Here is a 15,200-nt window from a genome sequence, read left to right on the forward strand (position 1 = left end):
TTCTGGTTACAGATTTCGCCATGGCGAAGGCAAAAAAAAGGTATGTTTGCGCAAATTGCGGCTCGGTGAGCCCGCGTTGGCAGGGGCAATGTGGAGACTGTAAAGAGTGGAACACGCTCATCGAAGATGTGCCTGCGACCGTTTTCTCACAAAAGCATGATCTCTCCAGTGGAGGGAGAGGGATCGAATTTGTACCGCTCAACCGCCCTGCAGAACTTCCGGTACGCAAATCAACCGGGCTGGCAGAATTTGACCGAGCTTTGGGTGGAGGGATTGTGCCCGGCTCTGCTGTGCTTATGGGCGGCGATCCGGGGATTGGGAAGTCGACATTGCTCCTCCAGACTGCTGCGACCATCGCGCGGGGCGGCAATGATGTCGTTTATGTGAGCGGGGAAGAGGCAGCGGGACAGGTGCGTCTCCGCGCTCAACGCTTAGGGGTTGCAGACGCTCCAATCAGGTTGGCTTCGGAAGCGTCGGTCCGCGATATTCTGACGACCTTGGGGCAGGGCGACCCTCCTGCACTGCTCGTTATCGACTCGATCCAAACGATGCACTCCGACACCATCGAAGGCGCTCCAGGAACGGTCAGCCAAGTGCGCGGTTGTGCGTTGGAGCTTATTCGCTACGCCAAGGCTTCGGGAACGGCACTCGTACTTGTGGGTCATGTAACTAAGGATGGAAATATCGCCGGGCCCCGTGTGCTAGAGCATATGGTCGATGTGGTGATGAGCTTTGAGGGCGAGCGCAGCCACCAATATCGCATCCTTAGGGCACTCAAGAACCGCTTTGGCGCGGTTGACGAGATCGGCGTTTTCTCCATGGTCAGCGAAGGATTGGAGGAGGTGTCGAACCCTTCCATGCTGTTTCTCTCTGGTCGTGACCAACCTCTGGCGGGAAGTGCGGTTTTTCCTGCCCTCGAGGGGACACGACCGGTACTGGTCGAGATTCAGGCGCTGATTGTCCGATTGCAATCTGGTGCCACACCGAGGCGCGCAGTTGTCGGCTGGGACAATGGGCGGCTGGCGATGTTGCTAGCCGTGTTGGAATCGCGCTGCGGCCTCAATTTCTCAAGCGCTGAGGTCTATCTCAATATAGCGGGCGGTTATCGCCTCGCGGACCCGGCCGCCGATCTTGCCGTTGCCGCGGCGCTTGTTTCGGCACTTGCGGACAAGCCACTGCCGGAGAAGTCTTCCTGGTTCGGCGAAGTTTCGCTTGCTGGAGAGATACGCCCCGTTGCTCACGCCGAACTTAGACTGCGCGAAGCGGCGAAGCTGGGCTTTGCAAAAGGCTACGGTCCGTCGGATGCAAAGACCGGCTCATCGAAGCTTGATTACAAAGGGCTGGGGCAACTCTCCAATCTCGTTGACCAAGTGATGGCTAACGCATAATTCGGCAAGCGTTATGACGTTGTTTGATATTATTGTGCTTATCATAGTTGCAGTTGCAGCGATTGGTGGGTTCTTGCGGGGGCTGGTGCAAGAGGTATTGAGCTTGGCGGCTTGGATACTGGCGGCGTGCTCGGTTTACTATCTGCACGGCGATTTGACCGATTTTTTGCTCGGTATTTACGACCTCGATCCGGGAGCGGGTATCCTTGCATTCGCGCTTCTTCTCCTCATTCCATATGCAGCGATGAAGCTTATTGCTGGCAATGTGGGTGAAGCGTCTCGCGGATCAATTCTCGGTCCCATTGACCGTGTGCTTGGGTTTGGGTTCGGTGCTATTAAGGGTGCATTGATTGTAGTCTTTGCATTCTCGCTGCTCGTTCTCGGCTTTGATACAGTGTGGGGATACCAAGGGCGGCCAGATTGGATTGCGCAGGCTCGCACCTATCCCGCAGCCGATGCATTCTCCCGTGAGTTAGTGAAACAAATTTCTGAGCGCCGGGCGAAACTCGTTGGCGAAGGTGAGGATGATGAGGGGTAGCCGTTGTGGCTGATCAGCTCGTTGCCAAGCTCTACACTCCAAATCTGCTCGCCCTATCAACGCAGCTCGCTGACTTCCCTTTGGACAAGGATTTCGCACACAGGGCCGAAGTCCGTTCTCGCACATGCGGGAGTACGATTGAAATTGGCGTAGATTTGGCCCCAGATGGTAAGGTTTCGCGATTGGGCATGCAGATCAGCGCGTGCGCTGTTGGGCAAAGCTCGGCCGCAATAATGGCCCTTGGAGTTCGAGGCATCTTACCCGAGCAGATAGAGTCGACCAAAAAGGCTATTGAAGCTTGGCTCAGCTCCGAAGATGCAGACGCTGGCCTGTTTCCTGATTGGCCCCGATTGGAGTCGCTTAGGCCCGCTTGGCAACATAAGGGGCGTCACGACGCCTTGTTATTGGCGTGGACGGCAGTGACACAGGCGCTTTCCAGTGGCACTCTCTCGCGTTAAACCCTCTTCGAAATTGCTTGGCCGCGCGGCCCAGTCAAATACAAAAGCCATGACTAGGCAAACGGGGACATATGTCATCAACAGCAACAACAAGTGAGGCGAGCGCGCTTGAGGCACGCGAGCCGACAAAAAAAGAAATACGCCTTGTCGTCGGCGCTTCGAGTGCCGGGACGATCTTCGAGTGGTATGATTTCTTCATTTACGGAACACTCGCCTACATTCTCAAGGATGCGTTCTATGATGTGGATGATCCGACACTGGGCTTGCTGCTGGTGTGGTCGACCTTTGCTGTTGGCTTTGCTTTCCGTCCAATCGGCGCGATCCTCTTTGGTTTCCTCGGAGACCGGTTAGGACGCAAATACACCTTCCTTGTAACGGTAACCTTGATGGGGATCGCGACTGCAGGGGTTGGATTTATCCCAACGGTTGACACCATAGGAGTGGCTGCTCCGATTATCGTTATTATCTTGCGGGTCTTGCAAGGCCTCGCACTAGGTGGCGAATATGGCGGCGCGGCAATCTATGTGGCTGAACACTCCCCGCCTGATCAACGTGGCTATTATACCAGCTATATCCAAGCGAGCGTCGCGGGTGGCTTCGTCCTGTCGATCATCGTGGTGCTCGCATGCCGTTTTCTTATCCCAGAGGCCGATTTTGTGGAGTGGGGCTGGCGTGTGCCGTTCCTTCTTTCGATCATTCTGCTCGCAATTTCGCTATGGATGCGACTGATGTTGTCTGAAAGCCCGGTGTTTCAGGCGATGAAAGAAGCTGGTGAAACCTCAGGCAATCCTTTTGTCGAAAGCTTTACTTATCCTGGCAACAAGAAGCGCATCTTTGTCGCGCTATTCGGTGTGACAGGCATTCTTACGACCATCTGGTACACAGCTTTCTTCTCAGGAATGAGCTTCCTGCGAGGGCCAATGCATGTGGATGCATTCACTGTGGAAGTTATCCTCTTGGTAGCTGGCTCCATCGGGATGACTTTCTACATTTTGGTGGGCAAATGGTCTGACAAGGTCGGGCGGAAGCTGCCGATTATGATTGGCGCTATTGCAAGTTTGGCTCTGCTCTTTCCTGCGTTCTGGGGTCTTGGCAGCCTGGCCAACCCGGCTTTGGCAGAAGCATCTGAGCGCACACCAATCGTAGTGAGTGGTCCGGAATGCGTGACCGATCCCTTTGCCGAGTTGTTTGATCGCGACCAGACCAATTGCGGAAAGATCCTTGGCGCTCTCACAGCGTCGGGAGTCACCTACACGCTAACACCGGGTGATGAGCTTTCGCTGACTGTGGCCGGTGAGGTTATTGCGATCGAACCAGTGTGGTTTGAAAGCGGCACGGCGCTTACAGAAGGTGTTCGGAGCGCTTTGAGTGGCTACGGATTCGACTTCTCAAAACAGCAACCTGCCTTCTTCAACATCCTTGGCATCGTTGGCATATTGCTTGTTCTGGCGATGCTATCCGCACTCACTTACGGATCAGTTGCAGCCCTTCTGTCAGAGATGTTCCCGCCGAAAATCCGCTATTCGTCGATGTCGATTCCGTACCATATCGGGGCTGGATATCTGGGCGGGTTCTTGCCGCTTATCGCAGGAGTGATCGTGGCGAGCACAGGCGATATTTATGCCGGCCTTTGGTACACTTGGGGCGTGGTTGCCTTCGGCATTCTCGTTGCATGGTGGGGCATTCCCAGCGGTCCACCCAAAGATTTCGAAGACGATGCAACCGCCTGAGCCAACCTTAAGGCTCCGCGTTGACCGTGAAGCCTTGACCCACAACTGGCGGACGCTTGATCGCCTATCGGGATTGGCCACTGCCGGTGCTGCGATAAAGGCCGATTGCTACGGGTTGGGCGTGGACGCTTGTGTACCTGCGCTGCGTGATGCGGGGTGTCAGAGCTTTTTCGTTGCGCATTGGAGCGAAGTTGAGGCGGTTCTTGCCCATGTACCTCCTGAGCAAGTGGCCGTTCTCCATGGGCCAGTACACGGTGAAGATGTCGTCTTTGCCAAGGCTGCTGGCGTTCGTCCGGTCCTTAATTCGCTCGAACAGATACGTCGTTGGACCGGGCAGAGTGGAGGACCATGTCACCTTATGATCGATACCGGGATCAACCGGCTTGGCATTGCTCCTGAAGAACTTACTGACCCGGCAGTTGCCGAGCTGGATGTCGATATCCTTATGAGTCATTTGGCCAATGCCGACGAAGAAAGTGCGACAAACGCTCTTCAATTGGAAACCTTTGCGCGGTGTCAGTCTCGAGTATCGCACCGCCGGGCCAGTCTGGCCAACAGTGCAGGGGTTGCGCTGGGGCGCGATTACGCTTTTAACCTGACCCGACCGGGGTTGGCACTTTACGGTGGCGTGCCGCGATCGGAGCTTTCTGGTAAGATCAAGCAGGTTGCTTACCTCGAAGCGGCCATCATTCAGGCGCGTACACTAAAGCCAGGTGATGCGGTCGGCTACAACGGTCAATTTATTGCCCAAACCGAGATGCGCGTGGGCACAGTTTCGCTAGGTTACGGAGACGGATTCTTGCGCTCGCGTGGGCTCGGTGGGGCCCTAAGGCGTGGACAGGCGCGACTTCCAATTCTTGGTAAAGTGTCGATGGATATGGTGGTTGTCGACCTTTCCGCCGCGCCGCACACAAAGGAAGGGGACTGGCTTGACGTGCCGTTTGATCTTTCCAATGCTGCGCAGCAAAGCTCTCTATCTCAATATGAATTGCTCACTGTTCTTGGTTCACGCTGGCATCGCAACTAGCTTGAACAAACGCGTTTGTTCAAAGATGCATCACTCTTGTTGCACCGCACATTGTGCAGATGCTAAGAGCGCATGGTCTCAAACTCGGGAATAGTTATGGCTCGCAAATCTGCTGAAGCGTCGATGAACGTCTCAGACGACACAATCGTCATCAAGAAGTACGCCAATCGGCGCCTCTACAACACGGCATCTTCGAGCTACATCACGCTTGAAGATCTCGCCAAAATGGTGCGAGAGAACGTGGATTTTGCTGTGTTCGATGCGAAATCGGGCGAAGATATTACCCATTCAATACTCACTCAGATTATCATGGATGAAGAGGCCAATGGCGGGCAGATGCTCCCAGTGAGTTTCTTGCGCCAGCTGATCTCGATGTACGGTAATTCGATGCAAAGCATGATGCCTTCGTACCTGGATGCGGCAATGACCAACTTTCGGGAGAACCAGTCGAAAATCCGAGAAGTCTTCGGTAAAGGTATGCAAAACAATCCAATAACCGCGATTCATGAGACCAATATGGCTATGATGCGCGTAGCGGCTGAGACCTTCATCCCAGGAGTCGGAGGCAAAGGTGGAGCGAAGAAATCCAGCCCGCCGCCGGCAGAAACCTCCAGTGATGAAATCGCAGCTTTGCGTGAACAAATGGCTGCGATGCAGAAGAAGCTCGACGAGCTTGGCAAATAGCGGCAGCCCCAACATTCATCGGGCAGTCGATGTCGAGGGCTGCAAAACACAGGAAACATGGAAGTGTCCAACATTCGCCACGCGCTGAACGTGAAGCGCGAAGACGATTTTGCCAAATGGTATCAGGAAGTCATTAACGCCGCTGATCTCGCTGAGGAATCGGGCGTTCGCGGCTGCATGGTGATTAAGCCATGGGGCTATGGCATCTGGGAGCGCGTGCAGCGACTGATGGACGATCGGATCAAGGCTGCTGGTATTCCGAATGCCTATTTTCCCCTTTTTATCCCGCTTGCGAATTTCGAGCGAGAGGCTGACCACGTGGATGGTTTTGCCAAGGAAATGGCTGTTGTCACGCACCATCGCTTGATCGCGGATGGGGAGGGCGGGTTGATCCCTGATCCTGAGGCGAAGCTTGAAGAGCCGCTCGTAGTGCGTCCAACATCGGAAACGATTATCGGCGATGCGATGGCGCGGTGGGTTCAGTCGTGGCGAGACCTTCCTTTGATGCTCAACCAATGGGCCAACGTCGTCCGTTGGGAAATGCGCACGCGGATGTTCCTGCGGACCTCTGAGTTCCTTTGGCAAGAAGGGCACACGGCTCACGCGACCCGCGAAGAGGCGTTGGAAGAAACGCACCGCGCTCTGGAGATGTACAGGGCATGTGTGGAGGAAGACCTCGCAATGCCCGTGATCGCCGGCGAAAAGCCGGAGAACGAACGTTTCCCTGGGGCCGATGAGACTTGGTCGATCGAAGCGATGATGCAGGACGGCAAAGCTCTTCAAGCGGGTACCTCGCACTACCTGGGCACCAGTTTTGCAAGCGCTGCGGGCATTCAATATCAGGATAAGGATGGTGAGCATCAGCTGTGTCACACAACGAGCTGGGGCACCTCTACCCGCATGATCGGCGGTGTGGTGATGACTCATGGCGATGACGATGGACTGCGAGTGCCCCCTCGAATTGCGCCGCATCAGATCGTCATTCTGCCAATGCTGCGCGACAAGCCTGAAGATGAGGCTGTGCTCGCTTATTGCGAGGACGTCCGCAAATCGCTCAGCGGTGTCTCGGCCTTGGGTGAACCCATCCGGGTGCTGCTCGACAAGACACCAGGCAAGGCGGCTGCCAAGCGTTGGTCTTGGGTCAAGAAAGGCGCTCCCGTAATCGTGGAGGTTGGCCCGCGCGATATGGAGAACAGCAAGGTTGCTGTACTCCGCCGCGATGCTCTCTGGAACATGGACAATGGCAAGCCAGCCATGACGTTCACACCACGTAATGAGTTTGCGAGCACCGCTGCCCAGTTGCTTGAGGACATTCAGGCGGACCTGTTTGCTGAGGCCAAGGAACGCCGCGATGCCAAGATCACGCGTGGTATGACTGAATGGCACGATGTAGTGAATTCATTCCGAAAGGGCGGCAAGTATCCTGGCTGGGTCGAAGTCGAGTGGTCAAAACCCAACGGGGCGGAACTCGAAGCGGTGGTCGAGAAGTTGAAGGCTGAGAAGCTCACGTTCCGCAATGTGCCGCGTGATAGCGAACCTGCAGATGGAATTTGCATTTTCTCTGGAAAGCCGGCGGTGGAGCGAATTTTGGTGGCACGCGCCTACTAGATGGCCAACCGCAAGAACACACGCCCTCAAGGGATGCCATCGAAAAAGCAGATCCTTGAGTTCATACAGTCCAGCGAGAATCCGGCCGGAAAGCGCGAGATTGCGCGTGCCTTTGGGCTCAAGGGTCAGGAAAAAATCACCCTTAAACGGATACTCAAGGACATGGCCGAAGAAGGTTTGATCGACGGCAAGAAGACCGCCTATCACCGGATGGGCGGCGTTCCCAAGGTAACCGTCCTGCGTGTAGTCGATATCGAAGATGGCGATCCCATCGCGATCCCTGACAATTGGTCACCAGAAGCATTTAATGATCCGCCCCGTCTCATAATGAAAGAGATGAAAGCGCGTGGTGGTAAGCGCGCGCCTGCTCTCAAGCGCGGAGACCGAGTGCTGAGCCGCACCGAAGAAACGGATGCTGGGTGGGTCGCTTTTCCGATGAAGAAGCTACCTCCGCGAACCGAAGGTCTAATGGGCGTGGTGGAGATGGATGGAGCGGGCAAGCCATGGCTGGCGCCAGTCGACAAGCGCGTCCGCAACTCAGCCAAGATCGTCGATTTGAGTGAAGCCGAGGAAGGGCAACTGGTTATCGCCGAACGCGCTGGGCGTTCTGACAGGGCTGGGGTTAAAGTTGTCGAAGTCGTTGGCGATCCGCTGGCACCCAAGAGCTTCAGCCTTATTGCCATCGCCAAGCATGGCATCCCGCATGTCTTTCAGGATGATGTCCATGAGGAGGCGGCGCGTGCTGCGAACCTTCGTCTTTCTGAGGAAAAACGCGAGGATCTGCGCCATGTGCCCATTGTCGCGATCGACCCGGCAGATGCACGCGATCACGACGACGCAATCTGGGCTGAGGCCGACGGGAAGGGCGGCTATAACGCACTTATCGCAATTGCCGATGTGAGCTTTTTTGTTCGTCCCGGGTCAGCGCTCGATAAAGAAGCGAGGAAACGCGGAAACTCAGTCTACTTCCCAGACCGGGTGGTCCCAATGCTACCAGAGGTTTTGTCGGCAGACGTGTGTTCTTTGCGCGAAGGCGAGGACCGCGCGGCGATGGTTTGCCATGTCCAGATCGATAGCGAGGGCAGGGTGGAGGCCCGAAAATTCACCCGCGCGACCGTGCGAATTCACCACAATATCGCTTACGAAGATGCGCAAACTCGGATCGATGATGGCAATCCGCCGGAGTATCTTGAGAACCTTTGGGGTGCTTGGAAGCTATTGGCCAAGGCGCGAGAGAAGCGCGACCCGCTTGCGCTCGAACTGCCCGAACGGCGCGTCGTGTTGAACGAGGAAGGCCAGATCGCCGAGATTGCCGTGCGCGAGCGCCTCGACGCCCACCGCGTGGTTGAAGACTTCATGATTGCAGCCAACGTTGCGGCGGCCAAGGCTCTTGAAGCCAAGAACGCACCCGTCGTCTATCGCAACCATGAAGTGCCGGCGCGTGAGAAGATGATCGCTCTTCGGGACTATGTCGCGACTTTGGGCAAAAAACTTGCACTGGGTCAGGTGATCACACCCAGCCTCTTCAACCGGCTGCTCGCCGACATCACTGATGAGAGCGAAAGGGCTCAACTGATGGAAGCGGTGCTGCGTAGCCAGACACAGGCCTATTATGGACCGGCCAACACCGGGCATTTTGGCTTGGCGCTTGGCTCGTATGCGCATTTTACTTCGCCCATTCGCAGATACTCGGATGTTCTGGTGCACCGCGCGCTTGTTGATGCGTATAGGCTTGAGCAGCCCAAGCCCTCCGGCTCGCTGCCTGATACTAGTGGTCTGTCAGACAAGGACCGTGCGAACATCAAAGAGGTTTCTGACACGATCAGCCAGACCGAACGCCGCGCAATGGAGGCCGAGCGCGACACCGTTGATCGCTATGTCGCCGCATGGCTTTCGGGGCGCGTGGGCGAGCAGTTCGACACACGTATTACAGGTGTTCAGGGCTTTGGCTTCTTCGCCACAATCCTTGGTCTGGGTGGAGACGGTTTAGTACCCGTTTCAACCCTGGGATCGGAGCACTTCCGATATGATGAAGCCGCTCAATCTTTGACCGGCGAGGATACCGGCAAGACGTACTCCGCTGGTGATCGGCTCAGACTTCAGCTGGCCGAAGCAAATCCGCTGACAGGGGCCCTCAAATTCGCTCCGCTGGACTCAGATGGCAATGTCATCGAACCACGCGGGAGCCGTCCAGTGCCGAAGTATAAACGCCCGGGTGGTACGAAGAAGGGCAAGTACAGCAACGGCAAACGCGGGCGCCCGGGGAATATAAGACATCAAGGCCGTCGGCGCTGAGCTCACTCACCGCGAGCGATCAAGCCTCGTGGTCGCTGCTCTTCTCGTCATAGTCGAAAGGAATGACATAGAGCGGGCATGGGAGATTTCCTGCCTGTGCAGCGAAGTGTGTGACAAGTGGGCCCGGTGACGTCCCTTTGGCCGCACCCAGTACTAGCGCGGCGACTTCCTTGTGGCTTTCCAGGAACTCTGTGACCAGTTTTGGACCATTCCCGATCTTGACTGATATTGTGGGCATGACCCCACTCTCCGCCAGCAGATTTCCGGCAACCCCATGCGCCAGCACCTCCGCTCTGTCGCGCGCTTCCTGCTCGATCGTGGCTTGAATGCCACCGAAAGCACTGAAGTTCTGCTGTGTTACCAGCGCCAATATGTGCACAGCACCGCCGACCTGTATCGCTCGGCGTGCAGCGAAGCGCAAAGCTGCACGGGCTTCATCACTTTCATCCATGATGACCAGGAATGTGCGCATTAATGCCCCTCAGCTTTGCGACGTGATCAACGAGGGTATCCTGCCAATCGCCTGAATTTGCAAGGCGTGAACAGTGACAGGCAAAATCAATTGTCTCAGTCGTATGCAAGCACTTGCCCCAATTGGCTGCAAGCCGTACCGGAAACAAAGACGAAGAAACAAATGATGGAGATCATCAGAGCCGATGGCGATTGAACTCAAAATGCCCGCACTTTCTCCCACAATGGAAGAAGGGACAATGGCACGCTGGCTGGTTAAGGTAGGAGATGAGATCGCCTCCGGCGATATCATGGCTGAGATTGAGACTGACAAGGCGACCATGGAGTTCGAAGCGGTTGATGAGGGTACTCTTGCCGCGATCCTCATCGATGAAGGCACTGAGAATGTCGCCGTGGGCACGGTTATCGCTATGCTCGCCGAGGAAGGTGAGGATGTGAGCGATGTAAAACCGCCGCCTGCTGCCGCTGCGCCAAAGTCAGCTGACAAACCTTCAGCCGAAGCAACGCCCACTTCTGCTCCAGCGGCTGAAGCTCAATTGAGGGATGGATCCAAGGCAAGCCCACTTGCGCGGCGTATTGCCGCAAATGAAGGTGTTGATCTGGCAGGTGTTCAAGGTTCGGGGCCTAAAGGTCGGATTGTTAAGGCGGATGTCGAAGCCGTGGCCTCAGGTGAGCGCGGTGCAGCGCCACAGCATGCAGGAGACCGAGTCATCGCCTCACCCCTTGCCAAGAAGCTGGCAGGCGAGAAGGGTATCGAACTTGCTGATATTCGAGGTTCGGGACCAGGCGGCCGCATCGTCAAAAGCGATGTCGATAACTATGTCCCCACAGCTGAATCAGCGGCTCCAGCACCAATTGCTGAAAGCAAACCAGCTCCCGCCAATGACTTCGAGGCTCCATTCGAAGAGCACAAACTCAACAATGTGCGCAAGGTTATCGCGCGGAGGCTCACCGAGGCTAAGCAGCAAGTCCCGCACATTTATCTCACTGTCGACGTTCGCCTAGATGCACTTTTGAAGATGCGCAAAGAGATCAACACCTCGCTGGAGGCGGAAGGGGTGAAGCTCTCGGTCAACGATTTGATCATCAAGGCGCTGGCCAAGGCGCTCGCGCGAGAGCCGCAGTGCAATGTTTCGTTCCAAGGCGATGTGATGCACCAATACAGGCGTGAGGATATCTCGGTTGCGGTTGCCGCACCTTCAGGCTTGATCACGCCGATCATTCGCGATGCGGGACGCAAAAGCCTTTCAGAGATCTCTGCGGAGATGAAAGAGCTCGCCGGGAAAGCGCGCGATGGGAAGCTTAAGCCGCATGAATTCCAGGGAGGTACGGCCAGCCTATCAAATCTTGGCATGTTCGGTACCAAGCAATTCGACGCGGTAATTAATCCGCCGCAGGGAATGATCCTTGCGGTCGGCGCAGGCGAACAGCGGCCCTATGTGGTCGATGGCGAGTTGACTGTCGCCACTGTAATGAGCGCCACAGGGAGCTTTGACCACCGCGCGATTGATGGTGTGGACGGAGCGAAACTCCTCGACCAGTTCCGCAGTCTCGTCGAAAATCCGATGGGGCTGGTGGTCTAGGTATCAGTGTCCACACCAAATTGTCGGGCAGTTGCCTTACTTTCGAACAAGCCGATCCAAGACTAACAATTCCTCCCCAAGGACCAACGCAATGGCAGACCAAAACTATGATGTGATCGTATTGGGTTCCGGACCAGGTGGCTATGTCGCCGCAATTCGGGCCTCGCAGCTCGGTCTCAAAACCGCAATAATAGAGCGCGAACTGCTCGGTGGAATATGCCTCAACTGGGGCTGTATCCCGACAAAAGCGATGCTGCGTTCGGCCGAAGTCTACCACCAGATGCAGCACGCAGGTGACTATGGCCTCGTGGCAAAAGAGATCGAGGCCGATCTTGAGGCGATTGTAAAGCGCAGCCGCGGGGTCGCGAAACAGCTTAATCAGGGCGTCACGCATCTGATGAAGAAGAACAAGATCACCGTCCATATGGGCGAGGGCGTGCTAACCGGCCCGACCTCTTTGACGGTGACGAGCGACAAGGGCGAAGAACAGCTCAGCGCCAAGCACATCATTGTGGCGACGGGTGCGCGGGCTCGCGACCTGCCGTTTGCGCCTGCTGATGGGAAGCGGGTTTGGACTTACCGCCATGCCATGACGCCGCCGGAGAAACCGACAAAGCTGCTTGTGATTGGCTCTGGCGCAATCGGGATCGAATTTGCCAGTTTCTATAACGACATTGGCGTCGATGTGACCGTGGTCGAGATGCTCGACCGGATGGTGCCCGTCGAAGACGCAGACGTTTCAGCGTTCCTTGAGAAGAGCCTTACAAAGCAAGGCATCTCGATCATGACGGGTGCGGGTGTCGAAGATCTCAAAGTGGACGGCAAAGGCGTAACAGCGACGATCAAAGATAAGTCTGGCAAGGTGGAAACCACCGATTTCAGCCATGTGATTACCGCGATCGGGATTGTTCCCAACACAGAAAATATCGGTCTTGAGAACCACGCTGAGATGGACCGCGGGTTTATCCAGATCGATCCTTATGGCCGGACCAAGTCCGCCGGACTTTGGGCTATTGGCGATTGCACGCCGGGCCCGTGGCTCGCTCACAAAGCCAGCCATGAGGGCGTGACCGCTGCGGAGGCCATCGCGCAAGAACTGGGCAATCAAGAGGTGCACCCGCACCCTCTCGACCGTTCGAGCATCCCAGGTTGTACTTATTGCCACCCACAAGTGGCGAGCGTTGGTCTGACAGAGGAAAAGGCGAAGGAAGAGGGCTACGAACTTAAAGTCGGCAACTTCCCCTTCATCGGCAATGGGAAAGCGATTGCGCTGGGCGAGGCAGAGGGCTTTATCAAGACCGTGTTCGATGCCAAGACCGGCGAACTCTTAGGCGCGCATATGGTGGGCGCAGAAGTGACCGAGCTGATCCAAGGCTACACTGTCGGTAAAACGCTTGAGACGACTGAGGTCGAGTTGATGCAAACCGTCTTCCCGCACCCAACATTGTCAGAGATGATGCACGAGAGCGTGCTGAGTGCCTATGGCAAGGCGTTGCATATTTGATGGGGCATCAGGCCTCAGACAGACATGTGTTTGGCCAAGAAAGAGGTGGCGGACAGTCAGGGATTCGAACCCTGGAAGGGCTTGCACCCTTGCCGGTTTTCAAGACCGGTGCATTCAACCACTCTGCCAACTGTCCGCTTGGGGATAGCCCGCTAGCGATGTAGTTTGATTCTGTCACCCTCCTTTTTGCGAATTTTGGAGAGAATTCTCTTGGCTCAAGGCACGCACGACTTCCAAGCAGATCCTCGCAATGAGACGATCCTGATCAATGTGAACGGTGCCCTTGTCCCCCGTGCCGAGGCAAGCGTCTCGGTTTTCGACAGTGGATTTATGCTCGGCGACGGAGTGTGGGAAGGGCTCCGCCTCCATCGTGGTAAGATTGCATTTCTTCCGGCGCATTTGGACCGCCTTTACGAAGGCGCCAAGGCGATTGCGATGGATATCGGGCTTTCGCGGGAAGAACTTACTGCCCGCATCGATGAAACAATCGACGGCAATGGAATGCGGGATCAGGACGGAGTGCATGTCCGAATGATGGTGACGCGGGGTATTCGCTCGACACCTTATCAGGACCCGCGCGTGGTGATCTCCCCGGCAACGATTGTGATCATCCCCGAGTACAAAGCTCCGCTGCCATCTACGGTTGAGAAAGGAATTCGCCTGTTCACCGTACATGTCAGGCGCGGTGATCCAGCGGTGCAGGACCAAAAGCTCAACTCACATTCCAAGCTCAATTGCATTACCGCGTGCATTCAAGCGACGCAGGCTGGCGCAGATGAGGCGCTGATGCTTGATCCGCATGGCTTTGTCGCGACCTGCAATTCCACCCATTTCTTTGTTGTCCGCAAAGGCGAAGTTTGGACTTCAACCGGTGACTATTGTCTCGGCGGGATTACGCGTTCAAACGTAATCAAAGTGTGCCGCGAGGCTGGAATTCCCGTGTTCGAGAGGAATTTCTCTTTGACCGACGTCTACGGTGCGGATGAGGCGTTTGTGACGGGGACTTTTGCTGGGGTCGTGCCCGTGACGGAAGTCGATGGCCGGGGGCTTACACCTGCGCGTGGAGCCATGGTTGAACGCCTTCAAGGCCTGTACCGGAGCTTGATGGATAGAGATGTTGCATGAGGAGCGCTGTTGAACCCATCCGGATCGCGATGTGGTCGGGACCGCGTAACATCTCGACGGCGATGATGCGAAGCTTTGGTGCTCGGCCAGACTGCGCCGTCAGCGATGAACCTTTTTACGGTGCGTTTTTGAAGGCCACAGGTGAACCGTACCCGCTTGCAGATGAAACCATTGCAGAAATGGATTGCGACTGGGAGCGCGTGCTTGCGACACAATCAGGCAATGCGCCCGAGCGGCGAAAAGTCTGGTATCAAAAGCATATGCCGCACCATATGGTTGGGCCAGTTAGCATCGCAGACATGCCTAAACACACACATGCTTTCTTGATCCGAGCCCCGGAGCGGGTTGTCGCAAGTTATCGCGCGAAAAACGAATTGCGCTCGCCTGAAATGCTCGGCTTCGCACAATTGCGCAGCTATTTCGACCGGGAAAAAGATCGCTTGGGCCAGGTGCCGGTGGTGATCGATTCCGACACCATCCTCACCAACCCTAAGGTCGCACTAAGTTCGCTATGCGAGGGGTTGGGAATAGGCTGGGATCCGTCAATGCTTTCTTGGGAAAAGGGGCCTCACCCAGAAGACGGTGTCTGGGGCGCGCATTGGTATGATAAGGTCAATGCATCGACCGGCTTTGGCAATGCGCCCGGACCTTTACCAGAACTCGATGGAGAGTATCTCAAAGCAGCGGAAGCGTGCCGTGAAGATTATGAGTATCTTTCCAAACATGCCATTGTCGTTTGAAGAAGTAATGGCTAGCGCAACTTTGGTCAGTCCCGGTTAAACTAATTAA

The 15,200-nt window shown here is 55.9% G+C and carries 13 protein-coding genes and 1 tRNA gene; 12 read left to right on the top strand and 2 right to left on the bottom strand.

The features are described from left to right. Window positions 1–20: 20 nt before the first annotated feature. The 8 genes from radA to Q0778_RS01770 all read left to right on the top strand — a co-directional run bounded on the left by radA (window position 21) and on the right by Q0778_RS01770 (window position 9,728). Window positions 21–1,388, top strand: coding sequence for a DNA repair protein RadA (radA, locus tag Q0778_RS01735; protein WP_298333551.1), 1,368 nt, complete (start codon window positions 21–23; stop codon window positions 1,386–1,388). A 13-nt stretch (window positions 1,389–1,401) separates the two neighbouring features. After that, complete coding sequence (locus Q0778_RS01740) at window positions 1,402–1,926, top strand: CvpA family protein (RefSeq protein ID WP_298305299.1); 525 nt, start codon at window positions 1,402–1,404, stop codon at window positions 1,924–1,926. A gap of 5 nt (window positions 1,927–1,931) precedes the next feature. Then, a complete protein-coding gene (locus Q0778_RS01745; RefSeq protein ID WP_298333553.1) occupies window positions 1,932–2,384 on the top strand; it encodes an iron-sulfur cluster assembly scaffold protein in 453 nt (150 codons plus the stop codon). 71 nt (window positions 2,385–2,455) lie between these two features. Beyond that, complete coding sequence (locus Q0778_RS01750) at window positions 2,456–4,114, top strand: MFS transporter (protein WP_298305296.1); 1,659 nt, start codon at window positions 2,456–2,458, stop codon at window positions 4,112–4,114. Next, window positions 4,101–5,141: an alanine racemase gene (alr, locus tag Q0778_RS01755; protein WP_298333555.1), complete on the top strand. Its 1,041-nt coding sequence runs from the start codon at window positions 4,101–4,103 to the stop codon at window positions 5,139–5,141. Before Q0778_RS01750 ends, alr begins: the two co-directional genes overlap by 14 nt. 96 nt (window positions 5,142–5,237) lie before the next feature. Continuing rightward, window positions 5,238–5,825 (top strand): polyhydroxyalkanoate synthesis repressor PhaR, encoded by a 588-nt coding sequence (gene phaR / locus Q0778_RS01760; RefSeq protein WP_298333557.1) that lies wholly within the window; start codon window positions 5,238–5,240, stop codon window positions 5,823–5,825. Between the two features lie 57 nt (window positions 5,826–5,882). Next, the gene (proS, locus tag Q0778_RS01765; protein WP_298333559.1) at window positions 5,883–7,433 is read left to right on the top strand and encodes a proline--tRNA ligase; all 1,551 of its coding nucleotides are present in this window, start codon (window positions 5,883–5,885) and stop codon (window positions 7,431–7,433) included. Beyond that, window positions 7,434–9,728 carry a VacB/RNase II family 3'-5' exoribonuclease gene (locus Q0778_RS01770; protein ID WP_298333561.1) on the top strand — a complete coding sequence of 765 codons (2,295 nt, stop codon included), beginning with the start codon at window positions 7,434–7,436 and terminating at the stop codon, window positions 9,726–9,728. A 19-nt stretch (window positions 9,729–9,747) separates the two neighbouring features. On the opposite strand, the gene Q0778_RS01775 is transcribed toward Q0778_RS01770, so the two are convergent. Continuing rightward, window positions 9,748–10,200 carry a universal stress protein gene (locus tag Q0778_RS01775; protein ID WP_298333564.1) on the bottom strand — a complete coding sequence of 151 codons (453 nt, stop codon included), beginning with the start codon at window positions 10,198–10,200 and terminating at the stop codon, window positions 9,748–9,750. A gap of 184 nt (window positions 10,201–10,384) precedes the next feature. On the opposite strand from Q0778_RS01775, the gene Q0778_RS01780 reads away from it, so the two are divergent. Continuing rightward, a complete protein-coding gene (locus tag Q0778_RS01780) occupies window positions 10,385–11,782 on the top strand; it encodes a 2-oxo acid dehydrogenase subunit E2 (protein WP_298305276.1) in 1,398 nt (465 codons plus the stop codon). A 91-nt stretch (window positions 11,783–11,873) separates the two neighbouring features. Beyond that, complete coding sequence (gene lpdA / locus Q0778_RS01785) at window positions 11,874–13,286, top strand: dihydrolipoyl dehydrogenase (RefSeq protein WP_298333566.1); 1,413 nt, start codon at window positions 11,874–11,876, stop codon at window positions 13,284–13,286. 46 nt (window positions 13,287–13,332) lie between these two features. Here the strand turns inward: lpdA and Q0778_RS01790 are convergent. Next, a tRNA-Ser gene (locus Q0778_RS01790) sits at window positions 13,333–13,422 on the bottom strand. A 74-nt stretch (window positions 13,423–13,496) separates the two neighbouring features. Between Q0778_RS01790 and Q0778_RS01795 the strand changes: the two genes are divergently transcribed. Next, a complete protein-coding gene (locus Q0778_RS01795) occupies window positions 13,497–14,411 on the top strand; it encodes an aminotransferase class IV (RefSeq protein WP_298333568.1) in 915 nt (304 codons plus the stop codon). Further along, entirely contained in the window at window positions 14,408–15,151 is a 744-nt protein-coding gene (locus Q0778_RS01800; RefSeq protein ID WP_298333569.1) for an HAD family hydrolase, read from the top strand. Before Q0778_RS01795 ends, Q0778_RS01800 begins: the two co-directional genes overlap by 4 nt. The last annotated feature ends 49 nt before the right edge of the window (window positions 15,152–15,200 follow it).

The organism is uncultured Erythrobacter sp., assembly GCF_947502395.1.
Lineage (GTDB): Bacteria > Pseudomonadota > Alphaproteobacteria > Sphingomonadales > Sphingomonadaceae > Erythrobacter.